The 24186-nt window shown below is 71.1% G+C and carries 23 protein-coding genes; 10 read left to right on the top strand and 13 right to left on the bottom strand.

The genetic code is table 11. The features are described 5' to 3' along the window. Positions 1 to 18: 18 nt before the first annotated feature. From SALPAC4_RS0102205 to SALPAC4_RS0102195, 3 genes are all read right to left on the bottom strand, one after another. Entirely contained in the window at positions 19 to 1314 is a 1296-nt protein-coding gene (locus SALPAC4_RS0102205; protein ID WP_019868979.1) for a hypothetical protein, read from the bottom strand. Between the two features lie 68 nt (positions 1315 to 1382). Next, positions 1383 to 2156 (bottom strand): adenosylcobinamide-GDP ribazoletransferase, encoded by a 774-nt coding sequence (locus tag SALPAC4_RS0102200; RefSeq protein WP_019868978.1) that lies wholly within the window; start codon positions 2154 to 2156, stop codon positions 1383 to 1385. Next, the gene (locus SALPAC4_RS0102195) at positions 2146 to 4170 is read right to left on the bottom strand and encodes a bifunctional adenosylcobinamide kinase/adenosylcobinamide-phosphate guanylyltransferase (protein ID WP_019868977.1); all 2025 of its coding nucleotides are present in this window, start codon (positions 4168 to 4170) and stop codon (positions 2146 to 2148) included. The genes SALPAC4_RS0102200 and SALPAC4_RS0102195 overlap by 11 nt, the downstream gene beginning before the upstream one ends. A gap of 160 nt (positions 4171 to 4330) precedes the next feature. On the opposite strand from SALPAC4_RS0102195, the gene SALPAC4_RS0102190 reads away from it, so the two are divergent. Both SALPAC4_RS0102190 and SALPAC4_RS0102185 read left to right on the top strand, forming a co-directional pair. Next, the gene (locus tag SALPAC4_RS0102190; RefSeq protein WP_018736125.1) at positions 4331 to 4531 is read left to right on the top strand and encodes a hypothetical protein; all 201 of its coding nucleotides are present in this window, start codon (positions 4331 to 4333) and stop codon (positions 4529 to 4531) included. Next, positions 4531 to 5328 (top strand): site-2 protease family protein, encoded by a 798-nt coding sequence (locus tag SALPAC4_RS0102185; protein ID WP_018730644.1) that lies wholly within the window; start codon positions 4531 to 4533, stop codon positions 5326 to 5328. The genes SALPAC4_RS0102190 and SALPAC4_RS0102185 overlap by 1 nt, the downstream gene beginning before the upstream one ends. 122 nt (positions 5329 to 5450) lie before the next feature. Here the strand turns inward: SALPAC4_RS0102185 and SALPAC4_RS0102180 are convergent, their stop codons facing one another. Together SALPAC4_RS0102180 and SALPAC4_RS25960 are read right to left on the bottom strand one after the other, a co-directional pair. Beyond that, positions 5451 to 6449: an aldo/keto reductase family protein gene (locus SALPAC4_RS0102180; protein WP_019868976.1), complete on the bottom strand. Its 999-nt coding sequence runs from the start codon at positions 6447 to 6449 to the stop codon at positions 5451 to 5453. Positions 6450 to 6568: 119 nt separating this feature from the next. Then, a complete protein-coding gene (locus tag SALPAC4_RS25960; RefSeq protein ID WP_317888992.1) occupies positions 6569 to 9037 on the bottom strand; it encodes a WG repeat-containing protein in 2469 nt (822 codons plus the stop codon). An 87-nt stretch (positions 9038 to 9124) separates the two neighbouring features. On the opposite strand from SALPAC4_RS25960, the gene SALPAC4_RS28875 reads away from it, so the two are divergent. After that, positions 9125 to 9388 carry a hypothetical protein gene (locus SALPAC4_RS28875; RefSeq protein WP_080640959.1) on the top strand — a complete coding sequence of 88 codons (264 nt, stop codon included), beginning with the start codon at positions 9125 to 9127 and terminating at the stop codon, positions 9386 to 9388. 1058 nt (positions 9389 to 10446) lie between these two features. Here the strand turns inward: SALPAC4_RS28875 and SALPAC4_RS0102170 are convergent. From SALPAC4_RS0102170 to nadA, 3 genes are all read right to left on the bottom strand, one after another. Then, positions 10447 to 11040 (bottom strand): DUF3043 domain-containing protein, encoded by a 594-nt coding sequence (locus tag SALPAC4_RS0102170; RefSeq protein WP_019868974.1) that lies wholly within the window; start codon positions 11038 to 11040, stop codon positions 10447 to 10449. 95 nt (positions 11041 to 11135) lie between these two features. After that, on the bottom strand, positions 11136 to 12584 hold the full coding sequence (gene murA, locus SALPAC4_RS0102165; protein WP_018730649.1) for a UDP-N-acetylglucosamine 1-carboxyvinyltransferase: 1449 nt from the start codon (positions 12582 to 12584) through the stop codon (positions 11136 to 11138). A gap of 115 nt (positions 12585 to 12699) precedes the next feature. Next, entirely contained in the window at positions 12700 to 13902 is a 1203-nt protein-coding gene (nadA, locus tag SALPAC4_RS0102160) for a quinolinate synthase NadA (RefSeq protein ID WP_019868972.1), read from the bottom strand. A gap of 68 nt (positions 13903 to 13970) precedes the next feature. On the opposite strand from nadA, the gene SALPAC4_RS0102155 reads away from it, so the two are divergent. From SALPAC4_RS0102155 to SALPAC4_RS0102145, 3 genes are all read left to right on the top strand, one after another. Next, complete coding sequence (locus SALPAC4_RS0102155; RefSeq protein WP_019868971.1) at positions 13971 to 15107, top strand: glycerate kinase family protein; 1137 nt, start codon at positions 13971 to 13973, stop codon at positions 15105 to 15107. Positions 15108 to 15243: 136 nt separating this feature from the next. Beyond that, a complete protein-coding gene (gene erpA / locus SALPAC4_RS0102150; protein ID WP_019868970.1) occupies positions 15244 to 15606 on the top strand; it encodes an iron-sulfur cluster insertion protein ErpA in 363 nt (120 codons plus the stop codon). A 155-nt stretch (positions 15607 to 15761) separates the two neighbouring features. Continuing rightward, positions 15762 to 16739 (top strand): carbohydrate kinase family protein, encoded by a 978-nt coding sequence (locus tag SALPAC4_RS0102145; protein ID WP_019868969.1) that lies wholly within the window; start codon positions 15762 to 15764, stop codon positions 16737 to 16739. Positions 16740 to 16773: 34 nt separating this feature from the next. Here the strand turns inward: SALPAC4_RS0102145 and SALPAC4_RS0102140 are convergent, their stop codons facing one another. Further along, positions 16774 to 17004, bottom strand: coding sequence for a sulfurtransferase TusA family protein (locus tag SALPAC4_RS0102140; protein WP_018730653.1), 231 nt, complete (start codon positions 17002 to 17004; stop codon positions 16774 to 16776). Next, positions 17001 to 18152: a cysteine desulfurase family protein gene (locus tag SALPAC4_RS0102135; RefSeq protein WP_019868968.1), complete on the bottom strand. Its 1152-nt coding sequence runs from the start codon at positions 18150 to 18152 to the stop codon at positions 17001 to 17003. The genes SALPAC4_RS0102140 and SALPAC4_RS0102135 overlap by 4 nt, the downstream gene beginning before the upstream one ends. A 194-nt stretch (positions 18153 to 18346) precedes the next feature. Here SALPAC4_RS0102135 and ctaC point away from each other — a divergent pair, with 194 nt between their 5' ends. Both ctaC and SALPAC4_RS0102125 read left to right on the top strand, forming a co-directional pair. Then, positions 18347 to 19318, top strand: coding sequence for an aa3-type cytochrome oxidase subunit II (ctaC, locus tag SALPAC4_RS0102130; protein WP_027644607.1), 972 nt, complete (start codon positions 18347 to 18349; stop codon positions 19316 to 19318). Between the two features lie 10 nt (positions 19319 to 19328). Next, entirely contained in the window at positions 19329 to 19754 is a 426-nt protein-coding gene (locus SALPAC4_RS0102125) for a cytochrome c oxidase subunit 4 (RefSeq protein ID WP_018730656.1), read from the top strand. A gap of 196 nt (positions 19755 to 19950) precedes the next feature. Here SALPAC4_RS0102125 and trpD read toward each other — a convergent pair whose 3' ends face one another. The 3 genes from trpD to SALPAC4_RS0102110 all read right to left on the bottom strand — a co-directional run bounded on the left by trpD (position 19951) and on the right by SALPAC4_RS0102110 (position 22545). Next, a complete protein-coding gene (gene trpD, locus SALPAC4_RS0102120) occupies positions 19951 to 21012 on the bottom strand; it encodes an anthranilate phosphoribosyltransferase (protein WP_019868966.1) in 1062 nt (353 codons plus the stop codon). A gap of 77 nt (positions 21013 to 21089) precedes the next feature. After that, positions 21090 to 21485 carry a response regulator gene (locus tag SALPAC4_RS0102115; RefSeq protein ID WP_019868965.1) on the bottom strand — a complete coding sequence of 132 codons (396 nt, stop codon included), beginning with the start codon at positions 21483 to 21485 and terminating at the stop codon, positions 21090 to 21092. 91 nt (positions 21486 to 21576) lie between these two features. Then, positions 21577 to 22545 carry a cytochrome c oxidase assembly protein gene (locus SALPAC4_RS0102110; protein WP_019868964.1) on the bottom strand — a complete coding sequence of 323 codons (969 nt, stop codon included), beginning with the start codon at positions 22543 to 22545 and terminating at the stop codon, positions 21577 to 21579. A gap of 107 nt (positions 22546 to 22652) precedes the next feature. On the opposite strand from SALPAC4_RS0102110, the gene ctaE reads away from it, so the two are divergent. Together ctaE and qcrC are read left to right on the top strand one after the other, a co-directional pair. Then, positions 22653 to 23252: an aa3-type cytochrome oxidase subunit III gene (gene ctaE, locus SALPAC4_RS0102105; RefSeq protein ID WP_018730660.1), complete on the top strand. Its 600-nt coding sequence runs from the start codon at positions 22653 to 22655 to the stop codon at positions 23250 to 23252. Between the two features lie 72 nt (positions 23253 to 23324). After that, complete coding sequence (gene qcrC / locus SALPAC4_RS0102100; RefSeq protein WP_019868963.1) at positions 23325 to 24158, top strand: cytochrome bc1 complex diheme cytochrome c subunit; 834 nt, start codon at positions 23325 to 23327, stop codon at positions 24156 to 24158. Positions 24159 to 24186: the final 28 nt, after the last annotated feature.

Below are 24186 nucleotides of genomic sequence, written 5' to 3'. Positions count from 1 at the left end.
GGCGGGGTGGCGGGCGGGTCAGACCGGCGGGGCGGGGCGTTCGCCGGCATCCAGGACAGCCTGGGTCCAGCCGCCCTCACGGACCCCGGTGCCGTCCAGGACCGCCCAGTCGACCACGTCGGTCGCTTCCACGACCACCGCGGAGCCGATCCGTACGGCCGGATCTGTGTGGGCGTCGCTGGCGCTGGCGCCCTCGATCTGCTCCGGTGTCGGCCAGGAGGTCACCCCGGCCCACACGTACTCCGGGCCGTCCTCGCCGGGAAGTCCGTACTTCACCACCAGCTGCGTCTCCGGTGGTAGCGCCCCGGCGAGGAAGCGGGCCCGGATCTCGCCCAGCGAGGCCCGGGCGGTGGCGACCGCCTGGCTCATCGCATCGCCGGAGCGGGTGTAGCGCACGTCTGGTGCGATGCCGGTGAAGAGGGTTCCACAGGCCGAGGCGTAGTAGCGGCCGTCCGGCCCGGAGAAGCCGGCCGGCGGGCGCAGGGTGAGGAACGAATCCGCCTCCGGGTCCGTCGCCGGGTCCAGTTCCAGCCGAAGCAGCACCGGGGCGGTGGCCCCATGCTGCTCCGGGTTGCCGTACGCCACCGCGATGTCCCCTCCGGTGACCGTGGCCAGTACGGGTAGCTGCACGAACGCAGGCAGCTCCTCGCCGGCCAGGCCGTCGGTCCACGCCCGCAGCAGCCGCCGCGCCGTGCCGGTCATCACCGCGCCCCAAGCCCGGGTCAGGTGGTCCGGCACGCCCTGTGCCTGAAGCTCCAACAGCCCGAACCGGCGCAGCCCCTTGGTAGTGAACCAGAGCCCGTCGGCATCGGACGAGTACGGCACCAGTACCCAGTCGACGAGCCGGATCCGGCCCTGCTCGTCCGGCAGGGACCGCAGCGCCGTCGTCGGGTCGAGGAACTGGAGCCCGAAGACATCCACCACGTCACCGCCGGCCGTGTCGGCGACCGCCGCCGCCACCGCCCGCGCCGCCCACTCGTGCGCTGGCGGCCAGCCGGGTCGGTACTCGGCCTGCACCACGACCAGGTGGGTCGCCGCCGCCAGGCGGGACAGCTGGGCCTCGGTCGCGCCGAAGGCGGTGAGTAGGTCCGGCGGCAGCTCCGGGAACTCGTGGATCGGTCGGGTGTCCACGCTCATCAACGGACTGTCCAGCATCTGCCGGGCGAGTGCGTGCACCGGTTCGGCGAGGCGCCCGGTGAGCTGCTGTAACGCGGTCTTGGTGCCCACCTTCGGCAGTCCAGCCATCGGCACCAGGTAGGTCGCGTCCAGCGTTTCCGGGACCGGTACGGGCAGGAAGTCGTCCGTGATGAGCATGGGGTCTCCCGGATGGGCCGTGCCGGTGTGTTGTCGTGCGCAACGCTACCCGTCGGTGTGGGCGGAGCTCAGCCGGACAAGACCAGTCCCAGGTAGACGAGGGTGGTGACCACTTCGACGGTGGCGCCGAGCACGTCGCCGGTGATCCCACCGAGACGTCGTACCACGTGCCGGAGCAGCCAGACCGCGGTGGTGAGGGCGGCGATGACGACGAGTGGTCCCTGCCACGGACGGCCCGGCACGGCGGCGAGCGCCAGTAGCGCCACCGCGGTGGTCCCGATGACGAGGGCACCCGGCCCGACAGTCCCGGCTACCAGGGCTCCCAGCCCGTCCGGTCGGGCTGCCGGCACCCCTCGCCGGCAGGCCAGCGCGACTCCGAGCCGACCGGCTGCGGTGGCGGACACCACCGCCACGAGCACGGTCGGCGCCGACCATTCAGCCACCTCCGCGAGCGCCGCCGCCTGCACCAGGAGGGTGACCACCAGCGCGGCTACCCCGAACGGGCCGACATCCGGCTTCTTCATGATCTCCAGCGCGGCCGGCCCACGCTGGTACGAGCCGAGTGCGTCCACGGTGTCGGCGAGCCCGTCGAGGTGCAGCCCCCGGGTCAGCAATGCGCCGGCACCGACCGTGACGCCGGCGGCTACCAGTGGCGGCGCGAAACCGCCGGTGAGTAGCAGCACTCCGGTGAGGAGGGCGCCGAGCAGCGCGCCGACGGCCGGGGCTAGGGCCATCGCGGTGCCAGCCACGGCCCGGTCGATCCGGCCGGCCCGCACCGGCAACGTGGTGAACGTGGTCAGCGCCAGCCGGGCCCCGGCGGCGAGCCGCGGTTCAGCCGGCACGCCGGCCGGACGAATCCAGCGGTGTGGACTCCGGGTCGGTGCTGGTGGGCCCCGGTCCGGCCGGTTCTGGCTCGCGGAAGTCCGGCTCGTCGTCCGTCGGCGTCGCCGGCTCCGGTTGCTCCGTCGCCGGTGCCGACTCCTCCATCGGTGGCTTGGCCTCGTCTGGTTCGTTTGTCAACGAGTCGGCGGCCGCCGGCTCCGTCGTCAACTCGACCACGTCCGACGCGGCCTTGTCCGGCGCGGCTTCGTCCGATTCGGCCTTGCCCGACGCGGTGTCGCCCGACTCGACCCGTAGCGACGGGTGCGCCGGCAGGGCCGCGGCCAAGGCCAGCGCCGACCGCAGCAGCGGCAGCGCCACCAGTGCGTTCCCGCCCTCGCCCAGGTCCAGGCGCAGATCGAGCAGGGGAGTGAGGCCGAGCACGTCGGCGGCGAGTTGGACACCGGGGTGCCCGCCGTGGTCGGCGAGCAGGCACCAGTGCCGGGCCGGTCCCGCCAGATCGCGGCTGACCAGACCGGCCGCTACCCCGACCGGTCCGTCCAGGAGCACCGGCAGCCGCCGCGCGGCAGCGCCGAGTAGCACGCCGGTGGCGACCGCGATGTCGCCGCCGCCCACCTCGGCGAGGATCTCCTTGGGCTCGCGGGACGAGTGGCGGCTGCGGTGCAGCCCATCCCGGACGGCCGCACAGCGAACCATCCACGCGGCATCGTCGTACTCGCCAGCCTCGGTGCGTACCCGGGCGAGTACGGCGGGCGGTTCGGCGCCGGCCGTGACGGCGAGCACGGCTGCCGCGGCGGCGTCGGTGCCGGCGCCGCAGGCCCCCAGCACCAGCAGCCGTACATCCGCGTCGGCGGCCTGGTCGGCGAGTCGCCAGCCGAGCTGCAACGCCGCCTCGACCTGGTTGAGGGGGAGCGCCGGGTCGGTCTCGATCGGGTCGGCGGCGGGAGCGTCAACCACCTGCAGCTCGGCCCCAGCCTCAGCGGCGAGGCGGGCCCACACACCCTGGCCGTCCCGGGCCTCCCGGGCCCGGCGGGCGGAGTCACCGGGGGTAGTGCCGGCGGCGGCGCCGCCCGTGTGGTCACCATGCACCAGCAGCACTCGGGTGCTGTCCCAGGGGGCGGGCCGCGGAGCGCCCTGGGTGGCGGCGGCGAACTCGACCAGCTGGGTGAGCCCGCCGAAACCGGCGCCGGGCAGGTCCCGGGTAGCCATCCGCTCCACTGCCTGCGACCCGGCGTCCTCGTCGGGCATGGGCAACTCCAGGCCCGGCTCGATGGCCAGGCCGGTCGCGGTCACCGGCGGCGCCAACCTGGGGGCGCCGGCGCCGGAGGCGAGTTCGGCCGGCGTGGGCGGGGCGCTCGGGGCCAGCACCTCCGGTAGCGGCGTCGGTGCGAGGGCCGGGCCGGTAGCGACCCTGCTGCCGGCGGCGGCCGGCGTGATCTGCGCTGGGACGGCGGCCGGGCGGGGCGGCGGGGGCGGTTTAAGCCAGCAGGGCTGGCCGGCGACCACCAGCACGACCGTGTCAACCGCGTCGGCGACCGCCCGGTTGGCGGTGCCGAGCGCGTCGGCGAAGGCCCGGCCGAGCGGGGTCGTCGGCACCAGCGAGAGGCCGACCTCGGCGCTCACCAGCACCAGTCGGGCGGGGCAGAAGCGGACCGCCGCGGCCAGCTCGGCAATGGTGGCCGTGGCGTCGGCCGGCTGGTGGGCGGGGTCGAGGAGGGCCGTCACCCAGCCACCGAGATCATCAACGAGTAGTGTCTCGCCGGGCTGCGCGGTGGCCAGCAGCTCCGCCAGCCGGCGTGGCTGCCCCGCGGTTTCCTCCGTGGTCCACGTCGTCGGCCGGCGAGCGCGGTGAGCTTCGAGGCGGGTCGCCCACTCCTCGTCGTCGGCGCTGGTGTCGGCGGCGGTGGCCAGATACCGGACCGTCGGCGCGTCAGCCACCAGGGCCTCGGCGAACTCGGACTTTCCCGACCGGATTCCGCCGAGCACCAGGACCGTGTTCCACCCGTCAATGGACATGCCCGTACCTTAAGGCCGCCCGGTGCCCGCCCGTCTCCCGCCCCGCTCCTCCCGGAGCTGCTCACATCCTCGAAACGATCATGCGAGGGCTGGACGTGCAGCCGTCGGCCGCGCGGCGGACTAGGCTGACGGGAGATCAGCGGCGAGGGGAGACACGCAGATGGCGTGGAGCTGGCAGTACGAGGGCGAGAACGGCGAACCGGCGTCGGGGCCGGCCGAGTCGTTCAGTAGCCAGGCGGACGCCGAGTCCTGGATCGGCCAGACCTGGCGGGAACTCGCGGCGGCCGGCGTGCTCGCGGTCCTGCTTGTCGAGGACGACCGCGTGGAGTACCGGATGAGTCTGCAGCCCCCGGCGGAATGATGACCGGAGACCGGGCTGGGGGCGGGCCGCTGGTACTGGGCGTGCCCCGGGCAGCGTTCCGGCCCAGCCCGGTCTTCCTCGGGCTGGTCGCACTCTTCGTACTCAGCGGAGTCCTGACCTGGCAGGAAAGCGGCAACATCCGGGTCAACGTGTTCCTTTTCGTCGTCTCCGGGTGGCTGGTCTCACTCTGCCTGCACGAGTACGCGCACGCGCTGGTGGCGTTCCGCGCCGGTGACCGCAGCGTCGCGCACCAGGGCTACCTCACCCTCAACCCACTGAAGTACAGCCATCCGCTGCTGTCGATCGCGCTACCGGTGCTGGTGGTTCTGCTCGGTGGTATCGGCCTGCCCGGCGGCGCAGTCTGGGTGGACCGGCACGCCATTCCGGGGCGGCTACGGCACACCCTGGTCAGTCTCGCCGGCCCGGCCACGAACGTGGTGTTCACGCTGGTGCTGGTCATCGCGGTCCGGCTGGCGGCGGGCGGCGGCGGGCCGGTGCAGTTCTGGGCTGCCGTGGCACTGCTCGCCTTCCTCCAACTCACGGCGAGCCTGCTCAACCTGCTTCCGGTGCCGGGCCTGGACGGCGGCAACATGATCCAGCCCTGGCTCTCCCCGCCGTACCGGCGGGTGTACGACCTCTTCGCGCCGTACGGCTTTCTCCTGCTCTTCGCGCTGCTGTGGAACCCCCGGATCAACGGCTGGTTCTTCGGGACGGTCTTCGCCGTCGGCGACGCGCTGGGCCTACCGCCGGGCCTGTACGGGCTCGGCCTGGATCTGGTCCGTTTCTGGCAGGGCTGAGCCCCGCGTGGCACCCCGGTCACTCCGGCCAGCGGTGGGACGCCTCACTCCCCACGCCGCCGGGTCGGTCAGCCCGCACGGCGGTGAGCCGGTATTCCGACCAGCCCACCACCGTGGTCGGGTCAGGGCCGCTGCGCGGGGGACTCGGTCCGGGCCGGGTCCCGCTCGACGACCGGCTCGACGATGTCATCGATGGCCTTAAGCAGGTCGGCGTCGAGCCGTACCCCGGCTGCCTTGACGTTGTCGTGCACCTGCTCGGGGCGGGAGGCGCCGATGATCGCCGAGGAGACGTTCGGGTTCTGCAACACCCAGGCGATGGCGAGCTGGGCCATGCTCAGCCCCGCCTGCTCGGCGAGCGGCTTGAGCTGCTGCACCCGGGTCAGCACGTCGTCGCTGAGCCACTTGGCGATGAAGCCCGCGCCGGACTTCTCGTCGGTGGCCCGGGAGCCCGCGGGTGGGGGGTGACCCGGCTGGTACTTACCGGTCAGCACCCCCTGGGCCATCGGGGACCAGACGATCTGACCGACGCCCAACTCCTCGCTGGCCGGCACCACCTCAGCCTCGATGACCCGCCAGAGCATCGAGTACTGGGGTTGGTTGGAGATTAGCGGAATCCGCAGCTCACGGGCGAGCTGGTGGGCCTGGCGCAGCTCCGCCGCCGTCCACTCCGAAACCCCGATGTAGAGGGCCTTCCCGGCGCGGACAACATCGGCGAACGCCTCCATCGTCTCTTCGATCGGGGTGCTGTGGTCGTACCGGTGCGCCTGGTAGAGGTCGACGTAGTCGGTGCCCAGCCGGCGCAGGGAACCGTCGATCGACTCCATGATGTGCTTGCGGGACAAGCCCCGGTCGTTGCGACCCGGACCGGTCGGCCAGAACACCTTCGTGAACAACTCGAGTCCGGCCCGCCGTTCGTCTTTCAGCGCCCGGCCGAGCACCTCCTCCGCCCGGGTGCCCGCGTACGCGTCCGCGGTGTCGAAGGTGGTGATACCGGCGTCCAGGGCGGCCCGGACACAGGCGAAGGCCGACTCCTCCTCAACCTGGGAGCCGTGGGTGATCCAGTTTCCGTACGAGATCTCGCTGACTATCAGGCCGGAACGGCCCAGGTGTCGGAATTCCATCCCCTGACCTTAGCTCGGTGGTACGTCGCCCACGAAGGACATGGTTCGGCTCGCCGACCCGGTGCACCAGCTGGGCCGGTCACCGAGCCATTGCCGGCTGCCATTCCGGTATGACCAGGTCAGAGCAGTGGCACGGCGTCGGTGAGCAGCTGTTCGATCTCGGCGAGCACCCCGGCCTGATCGGGATGCGTCGGCTCGATCAGCGGCCGGCTCTGCCGATCCAACGCTCCCCACCGGCCGGCGGCGGTGGCTACCAGGTAGGCCACGGGGTGCACCACCAACGCCGGGTGTACCGGTGGCACGATCACCCGGCCGGTCCGGTCCACCACGCCGTACCGCCCGGCCAGGTCAACGACGGCCAACCCCTCCTCGGTGAAGCCATCCACCTTCCCGCCGGCAACGAGCATGGTGGCGAACCCGTGGTACCGGGTCGGCACCACCAGCCGGCCGGTGCGGTCCACCGCGCCCCACCCCTCGCGCCGGACCACGGCGATCCCGTGTCGGAACGGGCGCACGTCGGCGAAGCCCGGTGCCACCACGACCTCGCCCTGCGGGTCAATAGCGCGCCAGCCACCGGGCTCGCCCTGGGACACCCAGGCCAGTCCGTCGGCGAACGGGCGGACCACCAGCCAGGACGCTGGCAACACGGTGCTGCCAGCTCGATCGAGCAGCGACCACCGTTGGTCGTCCGGGCGGCGGACCCAGGCCAGGCCCTCTCGGAACGGCTGTGCCTCCGCGTACTCCGCCGCGATGACCAGATCACCTTCCGGGTTGGCGTACCCCCAGAGATCGCCGTCGCGCGCCGGCACCGGCGGCTGGTCCGGCTCCAGCAACTCCGCCCTACGGCGGGGGTACGGCCCGAAGCCGGCCTTGGCGGCCCGGTCGGCGACCGCGTCCAGACTCACCCGTACCCGGTCCAGCAGCTCCGCGTCGGCGGTACCGCGTAGGTCCAACGCTCGCTCGAAGTGAAGGCAGGCCTCGATCAGTCGACCTTGGTCAACGCAACACCGTCCCGCATGTTCGTGCAGCGCCACCCGTAGCCGGTCGGGCAGTTCCGGTGAGTTCGCCTGGGCGAAGAGGCGGTCGGCTTCGTCGTACTCACCCCGCCACCGCAGCACGTGTGCCAGCCGGGCCTGCGCGAGAGCGGACCGTCGCAACTCGCCGGTGGCCTCCGCGTAGGTCAGGGCCAGCCGGCCGTCTGCCAGCGCGTCGTCCAGGTCACCAGCTGCCCGGGACGCCACAGCCCGCAGACTGAGCAGCCGGGCCCGGGATCGGTTGTCCATGGCCGTGCCGAGCTTCTCGGTCAGCCGGCGTCGGATATTCCGGAACTGCTCCGGGTCGGGGATGACCTCGCGGAGCGTGGCCGGGTCCAGTCGCCAGGGGAGATTGGCCAGCACTCGTTCGGGGTCACCCGGCGGAGCGGTGTCGTCGGCGCCCACGGCATCCGGTGCGTCGCTCCGGTCCACAGTGGCCGTCTCCGGCGCGGGAGTGGCTGCCGGATCCGGCAGGGGAGTAGCCGCTCTCTTCGGTGCGGGGCCTTCCCTCGGCTCCGTCGTGGACGCTTCCGCTTCCTTCGCTTCTGCTTCCGCTTCCGCCTCTGCTAGGTCGGGTTCCGCTGGGTCGGGCGCCGGTCGCGGTGTGGGTGGTGCGGGGAGTACCTGGGCTGGCTCCGGCTCCGGTTTGGCCGCCTCCATGGTCACCGCAGCCGGGTCCGTCGGCACCGATGCCGTCCCAGTCTCCGGTCCCGGTTCTGGCTCCGGTTCTGGCTCTGGCTCTGGCTCCGGTTCTGGCTCCGGTTCTGGCTCCGGGTCCTGATCGAGTGAGACAGGTGGCGTTGCGGTCTCCGATTCCGACGAGGCGGGCTCGGCGATGGGAGCGGGTCCCGCCGCTGGCGCCCCTTTCAGGTCCGCGTCGGCTTGTGCCGGGTCTGGGTCCGCTGTCGGGGCAGCGTCTGTTAACTGGGCTGAATCCTCGTCCGGGGCTTCGTCGCCGCTGTCGAGGATGCCACCGGCGGTCGGTGCGGCATCGGCTGGCTCGGCCTCCTCCGCTGCGATGCTGGCGGGCTCCGCCTCCTCCTCGGGGTTGCTCGCGGGTTCCGCGTACTCGGGCGTGGCGCTGGCTGGCTCCGCCGAGGGCGGTGACGCGGCGGGTGGCGTGTCGTCGGGCTGGTCGGGTGCGGCGGCCGGCGACAGCGCGTCGGTGTTGGACGGGGCTGGCTCGGCGGAGGGCCTGAGCGGCTCGGCGGGTGGGGTCGGCTCGGCGGGGGCGGTGGCCGGTCCGAACCAGGCGTTTGGCCCACTCGGACTTGGCGCCGGCCGGACGGGTTCGGGGGTGGGCGGTGGCGGAACGTACCGCCGCGGCTGCGGTGGACTGGTGGCTGGTGCTGGTCCGGCCGCCTCGGGCGGTGGCGTCTTCGGTCCGGGAGGTGCGCCGGTTACCGGGCGTTCCGGGTGCGGATGTGGTGGCGGGGCCGTGCCGGCGCCGCCAGAGACTGGTCGGCTGGGGGCGCCGGAGACGGGCCGGCCGTACGGGGGCGCCGACGTGCTGGTCGGGGTACTGCCCTGCGGCGGTCGGTGGGGTGGCGGCAGGTGTGGCCCGCCGCGCCGGGGGTGCTCCTGGTTCGGGCCCGACTGGGGCGGGGGCCAGGGGCGTCCGGTACTGGGCCGACGGTGGGGGTGCGGTTGCTGGGCTGGGTGCCGGTCGGGGTGCCGTACTGGTCCGGGTGCCCCGTTGCGGTGCGGGTGGACGGTGCCGTGTTCAACCGAGGGGCCGGGGCCAGCCGAGGGACCAGGGGCATTCGGGTGGCCGGGGCTACCCGAATGCCGTCGTGGGAACGGGTCCTCGCGCCCATCCCGGTTCGCCCGGGCCCCATCCGGCCGCAGAGGTCCACCGTCGCTCTCCGGCGGTCCGCCGGGCCGACCATGATTGTTGTCGCTTGACCGCCCCCACGGGTAGCGGGTCCGAGGTGGCGACCCCCCGCCCTCCCGACCGAGGGGGTAGCGGCCGTGTCCCTGGGGTCGCTCTTCGTCCGGTTCGGGAATCCAGCCCGGTTCTGGGTGCCGGGCGGGGGAGACCGGCTGATTCCGCCCCCCGGGCTCGTGCCACGAACTCCGGTCGTCGAACCGGTCTGGGCGGGGGTACTGGCCGTATCCGGAGCTGGTGCGGTGGCTGTCCCGTTCCCAACCGGGGTCGCCGTCCCGAATATCGCGCGGCGCCGGCCGCCAGCTTCGGTCGGCCCCCTGGGGCACCTCGCCGGGCCGTCGGCGGCGCAGCTCCTCGTCCTGGCGGGCATGGTTCTCGTCCGCTTCATTCCAGGAGCGGCCGGTGTAGGTCCCGTCGGGGCGGGTCGGCGCCAGCGGGGGCACCGTGGCCCGGCCGACAACGGCAGGTCGCGCGTGCGCGGCGGGCGGCTGGGTGTGCTCGATCCCGATGTCGCCGGGGTAGCGCTGGCCGGGGAACTGCGGATGCCACTCGCTCGTCGGCTCGACCATCCAGGTCGGCTCGGCGGAGTGGTGCCACGGGTCGCCGTAGCTGCCGCGACTCATCCGCGCGCCCTGTCGCCGGCTTGGCTGAGGGGGTTACCCCGGATCACACGCAGGGGGTGGGCGGGACCTGGCGGGGGCGTCCGATTGCGTTCGGGCGCGCCCCGATGACCGGCTCGCGTCCGCTCGCTCACGGCGATTGTCACCTCGTTGCACATTGTCGCGCTGGGCACCCGCCGGCCGTAGCTTCTTCCGTTCAGCAAGGTGTAGCTGCGGAAGCAGGGTAGCGGCGTGGGCTCGGTCGCCGCCACTGTGGCGCCCGCGCGGGACCCAAACGTTATCCCATGTTCCGGATATATGGGTTATATCCGGAACAGGGTTTGGGCATCCGGACAGCTGACCACCGGTCTTCGTAGCTGCCGGGGCCCGGCGGCGTCAGCGCGCCGCCGGGTGCGTTGCGGCCGTGGGATCGAGGTGTCGGAGGAGGCGAGCGGGGTGCCCGGCGGCGGGTGCCGTCAGACCGGGTCGCCGATGGCGACGCGGGGTACGGGGGCCCGCATCCGGCGGAAGGTGATCGACCGCATGATCGCGTAGAGGTAGAGCGAGCCCATCCGTTGCCCGGTGTTCGGGAAACGCTCCCGGACCAGCTTCTTGATCTTCCGTGAGATCAGGACCGAGTCGATGATCAGGGCGATCGCGAGCACCACCCACAGGATGTTGGAGCCGAGTCGGACCTCCGGCGGCATCGCCTGGTTCGAGCCGAGTAACACGATCAGCGCGCCGCCGAAGAACCAGGTGCCCACTGTGCGTCGGGAGTCGACCACGTTGCGGGCCAGTAGCCGCTCCGGCCCCCGGTCGCGGGGGCCGCCCTCGCGGCGGAACTCCGCGGCCGACTCGGCGCGCAGTCGGCGGCGCTCCGCGCGTCGCTCCTCCTTGCTCAGCGACTTGACCACCGTGGTGGGGCGCCGCCCGATGCTGGGCCGCTTGGGCGTCTCGCGCCCTTTCGCCGGCGTGTAGCCCCGGGGGGCGGCGGCGGGCTCCTCCTCGGGTGTCACCGACTTGGTGGACTCGTCGAGCAGGTCAGTGGCTTTGCGACGAAACAGGGGCACGTGGCAAGCGTAGCCAAATGTCCGCGCCCGGTGCACATCGCGGTGCGCCGGGCGCGGACGTCAGGAGCGGGTATCGCCGCCCGGAATGGTGTGGGTCACGGTCGTTCGACGTGCGCGCCCAGGTCGGCGAGCTTCGCCTCGAAGTCCTCGTAGCCACGGTTGATGAGGTCGACGCCGTACACCCGGGAGGTGCCCTCCGCGGCGAGCGCCGCGATCAGGTGGCTGAACCCGGCCCGTAGGTCGGGGATGACCAGATCGGCGGCGTGCAACTTACTCGGCCCGGCGATGACCGCCGAGTGCTTGAAGTTGCGCCGGCCGAAGCGACACGGCGTGCCGCCCAGGCAGTCCCGGTAGACCTGGATGTTCGCACCCATCGAGTTCAGCGCCGAGGTGTAGCCGAGTCGCTGTTCGTACACAGTTTCGTGCACGATCGAGAGGCCGCGGGCCTGGGTCAGCGCCACGACCAATGGTTGCTGCCAGTCGGTCATGAAACCCGGGTGCACGTCGGTCTCCAGCGCGACCGACTTCAGCTCCCCGCCCGGGTGCCAGAATCGGATGCCGCCCTCCTGACCCGGGTCGTTCAGCCGGGGTGGGCGGGCGTCCGTGACCTCGTACTCGCCGCCAACCGAGCGGAAGATGTTCAGGAACGTCATCATGTCGGCCTGCTCCGCGCCGAGCACCTCGACGTGGCCGCGGGTGGCCAGCGCGGCGGCGGCCCAGCTGGCTGCCTCGATCCGGTCCGGGATCGGGCGGTGCGAGTAGCCGTGGAGCTTCGGCACGCCCTGAATCTCGATCACCCGGTCGGTGTGCACCTTGATGATCGCGCCCATCTTCTGGAGGACGCAGATCAGGTCGACGATCTCCGGCTCGACCGCCGCGTTACGCAGCTCGGTGACGCCCTCGGCCATCACCGCGGTCAGCAGCACCTGCTCGGTGGCGCCGACGCTCGGGTAGGGCAGTGCGAACTTCGTGCCGTGTAGGCCGTTCGGGGCCGACAGGTGTAGGCCCTCCGGCTGCTTCTCGACGGTCGCCCCGAACTCGCGCAGCGCCTGGAGGTGAAAGTCGATCGGGCGGGGGCCGATGTGGCAACCGCCGAGGTCGGGGATGAAGGCGTGGCCAAGCCGGTGTAGCAGTGGCCCGCAGAACAGGATCGGGATCCGGCTTGAACCGGCGTGCACGTTGATCTGGTCGGTGCTGGCGCTCTCCACGTTGGCGGGGTCGAGGACCAGTGCGCCGTCCTCGTCGCCATCAGTGACCTTGACTCCGTGTACGCCGAGCAGGCCACGGACGACCTCGACGTCACGGATCTTCGGTAGGTCGTAGAGCCGGCTCGGGCTGTCGCCGAGTAGCGCGGCGACCATCGCCTTGGAGACGAGGTTCTTCGCGCCGCGTACGCGAATTCGCCCTTCCAGCGGAGTGCCTCCGTGTACGACCAGGACGTCGTCGGTCAACGCAACCTCCAGCGCGTCGAGTGGTGCCGGGTATCGGTGGGGTTGGATGTCCGGCGGTCCGCGGTAACAGGGGTCGGTGACCGGGACATCCACGTGTCGTCGCCCAGGGCAGCATAGCCCTCTGTGACGAAGGCGGACTCGGTCAGATCGCCCTTGGCGGTATTTATCGGCGTTCTAGCACTTTTTGCGCCAGAGCCGCTACGGATAGTTATCGCGCTTCGCTCGGCGGCCGGTTCTCCGTTCCCGGCAGGGCCAGCATCTGGTCCAGCGCCGCCCGCGCCTGGTGTGCCGTCTCCGCATCCACCGTGATCTGGTTCACCACCCGGCCAGCGACCAGCTCCTCCAGCGCCCACACCAGATGAGGCAAATCGATGCGGTTCATCGTCGAGCAGTAGCAGACCGCGCGGTCCAGGAACATGACCTGCTTGTCCGGGTTGGCCAGCGCCAGCCGGCGGACCAGGTTCAGCTCCGTGCCCACCGCCCACGCCGAGCCGGCCGGTGCCGCCTCGATCGTCTTGATGATGTATTCCGTGGAGCCGACGAAATCAGCAGCGCGGACCACCTCGTGCCGGCACTCGGGGTGCACCAGCACATTGACGCCCGGAACCCGCTCGCGTACCTCGTTGACGCTGTCGAGGGTGAACCGGCCGTGGACCGAGCAGTGCCCCCGCCAGAGAATCATCCGAGCATCGCGGAGCTGCCCAGCGGTGAGCCCGCCGTTCGGCTTGTGCGGGTCGTAGAGCACGCAGTCGTCCAGCGAGAAACCCAGCTCCAGAACGGCGGTGTTCCGGCCCAGGTGCTGGTCGGGGAGGAAGAGTACCCGCTGACCCTGCTGATACGCCCACTCCAGCGCCCGCTTGGCGTTCGACGAGGTGCAGACGACACCGCCGTTGCGCCCGACGAAACCCTTGATGTCAGCCGAGGAGTTCATGTAGGTGACCGGGACGGTGCCTTCGGTGAGGTCGAGGTCGGCCAGGGTCTCCCAGGCGGCCTCGACCTGCGGGAGCGCCGCCATGTCCGCCATCGAACAACCGGCGGCCAGGTCGGGCAGGACAACCCGCTGTTGGTCCGTGGTGAGGATGTCGGCGCTCTCGGCCATGAAGTGCACGCCGCAGAAGACGACGTACTCCGCGGTTGGCCGGGCCGCTGCCTCCCGGGCCAGCTTGAACGAGTCGCCCGTGACGTCGGCGAACTGGATCACCTCGTCGCGTTGGTAGTGGTGGCCCAGCACGAAGACCCGGTCACCGAGTTGTGCCTTCGCCGCCGCCGCCCGGGCCACCAGCTCGGGGTCGCTCGGTGCCGGCAGTTCGCCAGGACACTCGACTCCCCGTTCGGTAGCCGGATCGCTACCCCGCCCGAGCAGGAGGAGCGCGGTGGCGGTGGCGGAAGGTTCAACCCAGGTCGACGTCACGCCCCCTATGGTTCCACAGCGCCGCTCCGTTGCGGCGCGTGCCGGTGTGTGCTGCCACACTGCTCGGCATGCGTGTGCTGCTCTGCCCGGACAAGTTCGCCGGCACCCTGTCGGCGCCGGCGGTGGCCAGTGCCATGGTCGCCGGTTGGCGATCGGTGGCGCCGGACGACGACCTGCTCGTGCACCCCCTCGCTGACGGTGGTCCCGGGTTCCTGGAGGTATTGGCCGGGGCGGTGGACGCCCGTCGGGTGCCGGTGCCGACCGTTGACCCCCTTGGCCGTCCAACCTCCGCTGAGATCCTGCTCACCCCGGGCGGTACGGGGTACGTGGAGAGCGCTCAGGCCTGCGGTCTGCAGCTGCTCGCCCCGGCCGAGCGCGACCCGAGACGCACCACCTCGTACGGAGTGGGGCTGCTGGTGGCCGCCGCCGTCGAGTGCGGCGCTTCCGAGGTGGTGCTCGGGCTCGGTGGCTCGGCCACCAATGACGCGGGCGCGGGCCTGCTCGCCGCCCTCGGCGTGACACCGCTGGACGGCGCTGGGGTGGCCCTGCCGTACGGGGGAGCGGCGCTGGCCGCCGTCGCGGCGCTGGACGGGGCGCCACGGTTGCGGGACGCCCGGTTGGTCGCTGCCACGGATGTGGACAACCCGTTACTCGGGGTGCACGGGGCGAGCAATGTCTTCGGACCGCAGAAAGGCGCCGACCGGGCGGACGTGCTGCTGCTCGACGCCGCGTTGGAGCGGTTCGCCGCGGTCCTTGAACGGGACCTGTCCGGCTGCCCCGGTGGCCTGGGCGCCCTACCCGGTGGCGGGGCGGCCGGTGGGCTGGGCGCGGCGGTGCTCGCCCTCGGCGGCCGGTGCGAGTCGGGGATCGGCCTGGTCGCCCGCGCCGTCGGGCTGGAGACCGCGCTGGACTCCGTCGACCTGGTGATCACCGGCGAGGGTTCGTTTGATCAGCAGTCCCTGTGCGGCAAGGTGGTCGCTGGGGTGGCCGGCGCGGCCCGGGACCGGGGCGTGCCGTGCGTGGTGCTGGCGGGGCAGGTGGGCGCGGGCCGGCGGGAGGCGGCCGCGGCGGGCGTCACCGAGGCACACAGCCTCGTCGAGCACTACGGCGGGGCGGAACACGGCGGGGTGGAGGCGGCGATCGGCCAGCCGGTCAACGGGCTGCGGACCCTGGCGGCCCGGCTGGCCCGGCAGTGGAGTCGCTGACCGGCCGGGTGCGGCCCCCGTCACCTGGGTGGCCCGGTGGCGGGCGGCCTACAATCGAAGCCGGACCGCAGTGGGAATCGTTGACCGACGGTGTTGGCTACGACGACCACACCTTACGTGTGCAGGGAGATTCCACGTGACCACGCCAGCGCAGACCGAGTCGACCGAGGCCCCCACGACCGTGATCCTGACCGATGTCGCGGCCCAGAAGGTCAAGGCTCTGATCGAGCAGGAGGGCCGTGACGACCTGCGGCTCCGGGTCGCGGTGCAGCCGGGCGGCTGCTCCGGCCTGCGGTACCAGCTCTTCTTCGACGAGCGGTCGCTCGACGGCGATGTAATCACCGATTTCGATGGCGTGGAGGTCGTCGTTGACCGGATGAGCGCCCCCTACCTGGGTGGCGCCACCATCGACTTCGCCGACCGGATCGACGCGCAGGGCTTCACGATCGACAACCCGAACGCGGGAAACTCCTGCGCCTGCGGCGACTCGTTCAGCTGACCGCCGACCGGCGGGCCGGCCCCGGTTTTTCACCAAGAGGGCCGGCCCCCGGTGGTTGGTACGGGAGTTGCTGATGGTTCAACTGAACGGTTACCTCGGGGTAGCCGGAGCGGTAGGCTGACCGACGCCCCGCTCCCGACACCCCAAGGGATGACATGAAGATCGCCGTGACCGGCTCGATCGCGACTGACCACCTAATGAGCTTCCCCGGCCGTTTCGCCGAGCAGCTCATCGCCGACCAGCTCGACAAGGTGTCACTCTCCTTCCTGGTGGACGACCTTGTGCTACGACGGGGCGGGGTGGCCGCCAACATCGCCTTCGGCATGGGCCAGCTCGGCCTGCGCCCGGTTCTGGTGGGCGCGGTGGGTGCCGACTTCGCCGACTACCGTTCCTGGCTGGAGCGGCACGGCGTTGACTGCGACTCCGTGCACGTGAGCGAGATCGCCCACACTGCCCGTTTCGTCTGCACCACCGACACCGAGATGTGCCAGATCGCCTCCTTCTACGCCGGGGCGATGAGCGAGGCGCGCAACATCGAGCTGGAGCCGATCGCCCAGCGGACCAGCGGCCTCGACCTGGTGTTGGTCGGCGCCAACGACCCGGAGGCGATGTTGCGCCACTCCGCCGAGTGCCGGGAGCGGGGGTACGCGTTCGCCGCCGACCCCTCCCAGCAGCTTGCTCGGATGCCGGGTGAGGACGTCGTCGCGCTGATTCAGGGCGCCGATTACCTGATGACCAACGAGTACGAGAAGTCGCTGCTGCAGAGCAAGGCCCGTCTCAGCGACGCGCAACTGCTCGACCTGGTCAAGGTGCGGGTGACCACCCTTGGCAAGCAGGGCGTGGAGATCGCCGGACGGGACATCGACCCGATCCATGTGCCGATCGCCCGCGAGATCCGCGCCGTTGACCCGACCGGGGTCGGCGACGGATTCCGGGCCGGCTTCTTCGCCGGGCTCTCCTGGGGCCTCGGCCTGGAACGGGCCGCCCAGGTCGGCTCGTTGCTCGCCACCCTGGTGCTGGAGGCGGTCGGCACCCAGGAATACCAGCTCCACCGGGACCTCTTCGTCAAGCGGCTCGCCGACTCGTACGGCGATGCGGCTGCCGATGAGGTCCGTCCGCACCTGGTGCCGTGAGCCGACGCCGGCACTGCCCCCCGGGGCTCGGGGGTCAGTGCCGGCGGCGAACGTCGAATCCCGGGCCGTCGGGACCGTCCACCCGGCCCACGAACTCCTGACCTCGAAGCCGACACCAGGCAGGCAGGTCCACCGCGGCGGCCGGATCGTCGGCCAGCACCCGGACGAGGGCGCCCACCGGCAGCTCGGGCAGGCGGCGGGCTACCGCGATCACCGGCAGCGGGCAGCGCTGCCCCCGGCAGTCGAGTACCTCGGGCGCCGTCACAGCCCCACCACGCCCGCCTCGGTCCGCAACGCGGTCACGATCCCCGGCAGCTCGGTCAGGAACCGCTCCACGTCGGCCTCGGTCGTGTCCCGGTGCAGCGAGACCCGCACATTGCCGTGTGACAACACTCCCATCGCCGCCAGCACGTGCGACGGGCGCAGCGTTGACGACGTGCACGACGACCCGGAGGAGACGGCGAAGCCGCGCCGGTCCAACGCGTGGAGCAGCGCCTCACCATCGACGTACAGGCAGGAGAAGGTCACCAGGTGCGGAAGTCGATCTTCTGGATCACCGACCACCTCCACATCCGGCACCTCGGTCGCCACCCGGGCCCGGATCCGGTCCACCAGGCGGGCGAGTCGGGCCCCCCGTGCCGCCGCGTCGGCCGCCACCGCACGCAGACTCGCCGCCGCCGCGACGACCGCTGGTAGGTTCACCACCCCCGGGGCCCGCCCTGCCTCGCGTTCGTCCATCGGCCACGGCGACTCCCAGCGGGTGCCCTTGCGGACCACCAGCAACCCGACCCCCGGCGGTCCGCCCCACTTGTGGGCGCTCGCGGTCAGGATCGACCAGCCCACCGGCACCGGTGCGTGCCCGACCACCTGTGCCGCGTCGACGTAGAGCGGCACTCCGGCGGCGGCGCAGGCGGCACCGGCCTCGGCGACCGGCTGCACGGTGCCCACCTCGTGGCTCGCGCCGATCAGGGCCGCGAGCGCGGTCCCGCGTGCCCCGACCGCCGTTGACCAGGCGTCCAGATCGATTCGGCCAACCCGGTCGACCGGGACCGATGTCGCCGTGCCGCCAGCAGCCACGTGTCGCTCGGCGGCGTGCAGCACCGCCGAGTGTTCGATAGCGGAGTGCACCAGGCCGGACCCGGCCCGGCGCCGTCCGACGAGCCCGCCGAGGACGGCCGAGTGCGCAGCCGCCGTACCGCTTGGGGTGAAGGAGAGCTCGTCCGGTCGGACGCCGAGCGTGTCCGCGGCGGCCTCCCGCGCCGCGTCCAGGAGTTGACGCGCACGCCGAGCTGGGGCGTAGAGCCGTTGTGGGTCGGCCCAGCCGTCGTCCAGGGCGGCCAGTAGCGCCTGTCGGGCGACGGGGTGCAGCGGCGCGGCGGAGGCGGCGTCCAGGTAGACCGGAGAGGCGTTCACGGAGCTCCACGATATCGCCTCCCCTGTCTTGTGATCACCCCGATGGGGGCGGACAACCACCCCAATCAGGTCCAGCCGGTCCTAGTCGAGTAATCTGCGACCGTCGGTGACCCCTTTGCCGCCGGTGTTGAAGCTCCACCGGCGGAGGCCGGCAGATCAGATGACACGGCGGCGCGCTAGGGAGGCAGGACCAGGTGGTCGCAAGGAGTTCGGAGGTACGGCCGTCGGCCGTACGGCACAGCGCCTACCCGGAAGCCGGTGGGCGCCGGGTGCGGGGTGCCGGCCGGCTGGCTGGGCTCGGTCTCGGCGGAGCGGCACTGTTGGTCCTGCTCACGGGCTGCGATGTCGGTGCCGCGTTCGGCGGCTTCGGCTGGCCGCAGGGCGGCATCACCCCTGAGGCGAACCGGATGTACGACCTGTGGATCGCCTCGTGCATCGCGGCGCTCGCGGTCGGCGTGTTCGTGTGGGGCCTCATCTTCTGGTGCGTGGTGCGCTACCGGAAGCGGGGCAACGAGCTGCCGGTGCAGACTCGCTACAACCTGCCGATGGAGTTCCTCTACACCATCGCCCCGATTCTGATCGTCGCCGTGCTCTTCTACTACACGGCGATCGTGCAGACCGATGTGGGGAAGACCTCCCGGGACCCGGATGTCACCGTCGAGGTGGTCGCCTTCAAGTGGAACTGGCAGTTCAACTACCGCGACGGCCAGGGCGTGGAGGCCAACACGGTCGCTTCGGTCCTCGGCACCAGCGAGGTCATCCCGATCCTGGTGTTGCCCTCGGACCGGTCGATCCGCTTCGAGGAGACCAGCCGCGACGTCATCCACTCGTTCTGGGTGCCGGAGATGCTGTTCAAGCGTGATGTCTTCCCCGGTAGCATTCGCAATGTCTTCGAGGTCTCCAAGCTCGAGGGCGAGGGTGCGTACGTGGGCCGCTGCGCGGAGCTGTGCGGCACCTACCACGCCTTCATGAACTTCGAGCTGCGGGTTGTCTCGCCGGAGAAGTACGACCAGTTCCTCGCCGCCAAGCAGGATGGACGGTCCACGCAGGAGGCGCTGACCGCGATCGGTGAAGACCCCTACGCGACGACCACGGAGCCGTTCGACACGCGACGCACCGAGTCGAACTTCAACCCCGACAAGTCGGCTAGCGGCGTGGGTAACTGAGGGAGCAGGCATGAAGACCGAGTGGCGTATCTTCCTCATCATCGCCGGGTTCCTGCTCTTTGCCTCGGCACTCTACGGAGGCTGGACCTACGGCGACGGCGGCCAGATCGAATGGGTTGGCACCATCGCCCTGCTGTTGAGCTTCGCGCTCTGCCTGATGTGCGGCGGCTTCTTCTGGTTTGTCGCCCGGCGGATCGATCTGCGCCCCGAGGACCGGGCTGATGCGGAAATCGCTGATGGCGCGGGTGAGGTGGGCTTCTTCAGCCCGGGCAGCTACTGGCCGTTCGGGATCGCGCTGGCGGCCACGATCGCCGGTCTCGGCCTCGTGTTCTGGCAGCTCTGGCTGCTGGCTGTCGGCCTGGTAGCGGTCGTCTTCGCCGCCTGTGGCCTGCTCTTCGAGTACTACAGCGGTACCCGGCGCACTGCCGAGCACTGATCCACAATTAGGCGAACGGCCCGCTCCCGGCAGGGAGCGGGCCGTTCGCCGTGTGGAGGCGATTGCGGTGTGGGCCGTCGGCCACGTCGGTTGATCGTCCCAACCTGCCCGACTGGCCTCCGGTGGCAAGTGGTCCTCCCCAGCGGTGCCGGGGGCTGGACCAGCTCGCCGTCGGCGGGGCCGCTCTGGTGTTGGCTCAGACGGTAGCCGGCCTTACGGTTTGGGCGACCTCGATCCAGCGGTCCAGCGTGCGGGCCGCGGCCCCGGAGTCGATCGAATCGGCGGCGCGGAGGAGGCCGGCCCGCAGCGCCTCGGTCAGGTCCGTGTGCAGGGGCCCCTGGGTGGCGAGCGCCGCGGCGGCGTTGACCAGCACCGCGTCTCGCACCGGCCCGGTCTCCCCGGCGAGCAGGCGGCGTACCGCGTCGGCGTTGTAGGCGACGTCGCCGCCGCGTAGGTCGGCGAGGGTGGCCCGGGGTATCCCAAGGTCCGTCGCGTCGAGCAGCGCCTCGGAGACCGTGCCGCCCTGCGCCGCCCAGACGCGGGTGGGGGCGGCGGTGGTGAACTCGTCGAGCCCGTCCTCGCCGCGCAGGACGAGCGCCGAGTCACCGCGAGCGGCGAAGACCGCGGCCATGACCGGCGCCATCCGGGCGTCGAAGCAGCCGACTGCGCCGGCTCGCGGACGAGCCGGGTTGGTGAGCGGGCCGAGGAAGTTGAAGGCGGTGGGTACGCCCAGCTCTCGACGCACCGGGCCAGCGTGGCGCATCCCGGGGTGGAACCGGGCGGCGAAGCAGAAGCCAATCCCCGCCTCGGCGACGCAGGTCGCCACCGCCTCGGGGCCGAGTTCCAGCGGCAGGCCGAGGAACTCCAGTACGTCCGCGGTGCCGCAGGAGGAGGAAGCGGCTCGGTTGCCGTGCTTGACGACCCGTACGCCGGCGCCGGCGACCACCAGGGAGGCCATGGTGGAGATGTTCACGGTGTGCGCGAGATCGCCACCGGTGCCCACCACATCCACGGCGGTTGCGCGCAGCTCCGCGGGCAGATCGACCGGAACGGCGTGGGTGAGCATCGCCTCGACCAGGCCGGAGAGCTCGGCGGGGGTCTCACCCTTGGCCCGCAGCGCGACGGCGAAGCCGGCGACCTGCGCTGGGCCCGCCGATCCGGACATGATCTCACCCATCGCCCAGGCAGTGTCGGCGGTGGATAGCTCGTCGCCGCGCAGCAGCGCGGCGAGCAGGTGCGGCCAGGTCCGTTCGCCCATGGGGGCCTCCCGAGCGGTCCAGGGGTTAGGATCCGGCGCCGGCGGACCCGGCGCCGAAGCGGTGCCGGAGGGGGACGTCAGGTCGGTGCGTGGGTCCGCAGCACTTCGGCGACGGTCGTGCCGGTGGTCACCGGATCGAGCGGATGCACCAGGGTGGCATCAACCTCGGCGTAGGCGGCGAGCCATCGGTCGGCGGCGCGAGCGAGCACCACGCAGGTGGGTGGGGGATCGGCCCGGTCGTCCTTGATCTGCCGGGCGATGCCGAGGCCACCGCCCGGGTGTGCCTCGCCGTCCAGGAGTAGGAGATCAATCTCGTAGTCGTCAACCAGCCGGATGCACTCGGCGTAGTCGGACGCGTCAACGAACTCAACCTTGAGGCCGGGTGCGGGCCGGTTGCCGACGGCGAGTCGCATCCGATCCCGGACCTGTGGGTCGTCACTGTAGAGCAGGACAGTGCACCGACGATCGCTCATTGCTTAACTGGCTCCCACCTCGTAGCTATCTGCCGATCGTACCGGTCCTACCCAGCAGGGCTTCCGCGGGCGGTGCTCCCCGGCCGGGCAGTCAGCCGACCGCCGGGTTGGCCCGCTGTTCGGCCTCCTGGCGGTCCAGCTCGCGGTCGATCCGGCGGGCCTCCCGCTCGGCCTGGCGCATCCATCGCACGACCAGCACCGCCAACATGGTGACGCTGACGAGCTCGCCGCCGCCCCAGAGGATCCCACCGGCGATCACCTGGTCCTCCCATGGGTCGGCCCAGGTCAGGCCGAGCGAGGAGTGCCAGTCGCCACCGAAGAGGGCGGTCGACTGCATGATGGTGAGCCCGAGCACGGTGTAGAACGGCACGGAGAGCAGCATCAGCAGCGCCCAGCCCGGGTAGGGCCAGCGGTTGGGCAGCGGGTCGAGCCCGAGTAACGGCCAGAAGAAGACGCATCCGATCAGGAGAACGTGTGCCTGGACCAACCCGTGCGCCCAGGCGTGTTCGAGCGTGTAGCGGTACAGGTCAGTGAAGTAGAGGGCGAACGGGGTGACCATGAAGATCGCGAAGGCGACCAGAGGGTAGCTGCAGAGCCGGGCGATGCGGCTGTGTAGGAGCGTCCGCAGCCGCTCGCGCGGGTGCGGTGGCAACGCCTGTAGCGCCAGCGTGATAGGGGCGCCCAGGGCCAGGAAGATCGGTGCCACCATGGAGAGCACCAGGTGCTGCGTCAGGTAGACCGACAGCAACGTGGTGTCGTAGGCCGCCAGTCCGCTGAGGGTCACCGTGGCGATGCCGCCGAGGCCGGGGCCGAGGAAGAGCAGCGTTCGGACCACCGGCCAGCGGTCGCCGCGCACCCGGAGCCGGCGTACGCCGTAGAGGTAGAGTCCAGCTGCGAGAGCCAAGCCGACCGCGATCCAGCTGACTGGCTGCACCTCGGTGAAGATCGACGTGAGGGTGAATGGCGGCGGGATGGCCGCGGGTGCTGCCGGTACGGCGACCGAGGTCGCAGCTGGTGCGGCGACTTCGGTAGCAATGGAGAGTGGATCGACGCGCTGCACGTTTTCACCCTAGGTGAGGCTAAACGGACCCCCCCGATCGGGCTGCCCGGAGCACCGGTTTGGGCCCCCGCTGATCGCCGGCCTCGCTTAACGGCAATAATGACCGCGTGACTGCGGCCCCAGCGATTGACAAGAGCCGGATCCACTCCCTGACGCGACCCAACATGGTCAGCGTCGGGACGATCGTGTGGCTCTCCAGTGAACTCATGTTCTTCGCGGCGCTGTTCGCGATGTACTTCTCGATCCGTGCCGCGGCGCCGGAGCAGTGGGCGGAGCACACTCCGCACCTGAATGTTCCGTACGCGACGACGTTCACGGTGATTTTGGTGCTCTCGTCGGTGACCTGCCAGATCGGCGTGTTCGCCGCGGAGAAGGGGGACGTGCACGCCCTACGGCGTTGGTTCACGATCACCTTCGTGATGGGACTGATCTTCGTACTCGGCCAGCTGAACGAGTACCGGGAGCTGATCCACGAGGGCGTCAAGATCAACGAAGATGGCTATGGGTCGATGTTCTACCTCACCACCGGCTTCCACGGTCTCCACGTGGCGGGCGGTCTGGTCGCCTTCGTCATCTTCATGATTCGCACCACCATGGGTCGGTTCACGCCGGCGCAGGCGACATCGGCGATCGTGGTGTCGTACTACTGGCACTTCGTCGATGTGGTGTGGATCGCGCTCTACGCCATGATCTACTGGCTTCAGTGATCTTGGCGCGCCCCGAATCGCGCCGCTGCTTCGTCCCCTCAGGCAAGGTCCAACCGGTTAAGGACACAGGTCATGACTTCTGACAACGACCGCCGACGCGGTCTGCTCGCGCGGCTGCGCGGGCGGCCCGCGTCGCGCAGCAGGGGCCGCCGCCGGCTGGGTGCCGCGGTCCGGCTGCTGGCAGCGCTGATGCTGGCCGGCGGTGCCTACACGGCTTTCGCCCCCAGCGTGCAGGCGCAGGACACACCGATGTCTAGCGCCGCCACGGACGGCAAGGCGCTGTTCAACGAGAGCTGTGTGAGCTGCCACGGTCGCAACGCGCAGGGCGTCGAGGGGCGCGGCCCGAGTCTGGTCGGCGTTGGCTCCGCCTCGGTCGAGTTCCAGGTGGGCAGCGGCCGCATGCCGATGGTCCGGCAGGAGGCCCAGGCGCCCCGCAAGCCTCCGGTCTTCAACGACGATGAGATCCGTCAGCTCGGACAGTACATCCAGGAGCTTGGTGGTGGCCCGGAGGTGCCGGCCGGCGAGGATCTCCACAAGGACGGCAACCTCGCCGCCGGTGGTGAGCTGTTCCGGATCAACTGCTCGCAGTGTCACGCCTTCGGCGGCGGCGGTGGAGCCCTCTCCTCGGGTAAGTACGCGCCGACCCTGAAGCCCGCCACCGATCGTCAGATTTACGCCGCGATGCTCAGCGGTCCGCAGAACATGCCGGTGTTCGGGGACAACCAGATCACGCCCGAGCAGAAGGCGGACATCATCGCCTACATCCAGGAGACCCTGAACCACAACCAGGACCCGGGTGGCTTCAACCTCGGCCGCTACGGTCCCTCGACCGAGGGCCTGGCGATCTTCCTGGTCGGCATCGTCGCGCTGGTCTTTACCACCCTGTGGATTGCGGGTAAGTCGTGACCGGGCGGTTCCTGACCAACATTGCGCC

It is taken from the genome of Salinispora oceanensis, from assembly GCF_000383575.1.
GTDB lineage: Bacteria > Actinomycetota > Actinomycetes > Mycobacteriales > Micromonosporaceae > Micromonospora > Micromonospora oceanensis.
This window is presented reverse-complemented; position numbering and strand designations above follow the sequence as displayed.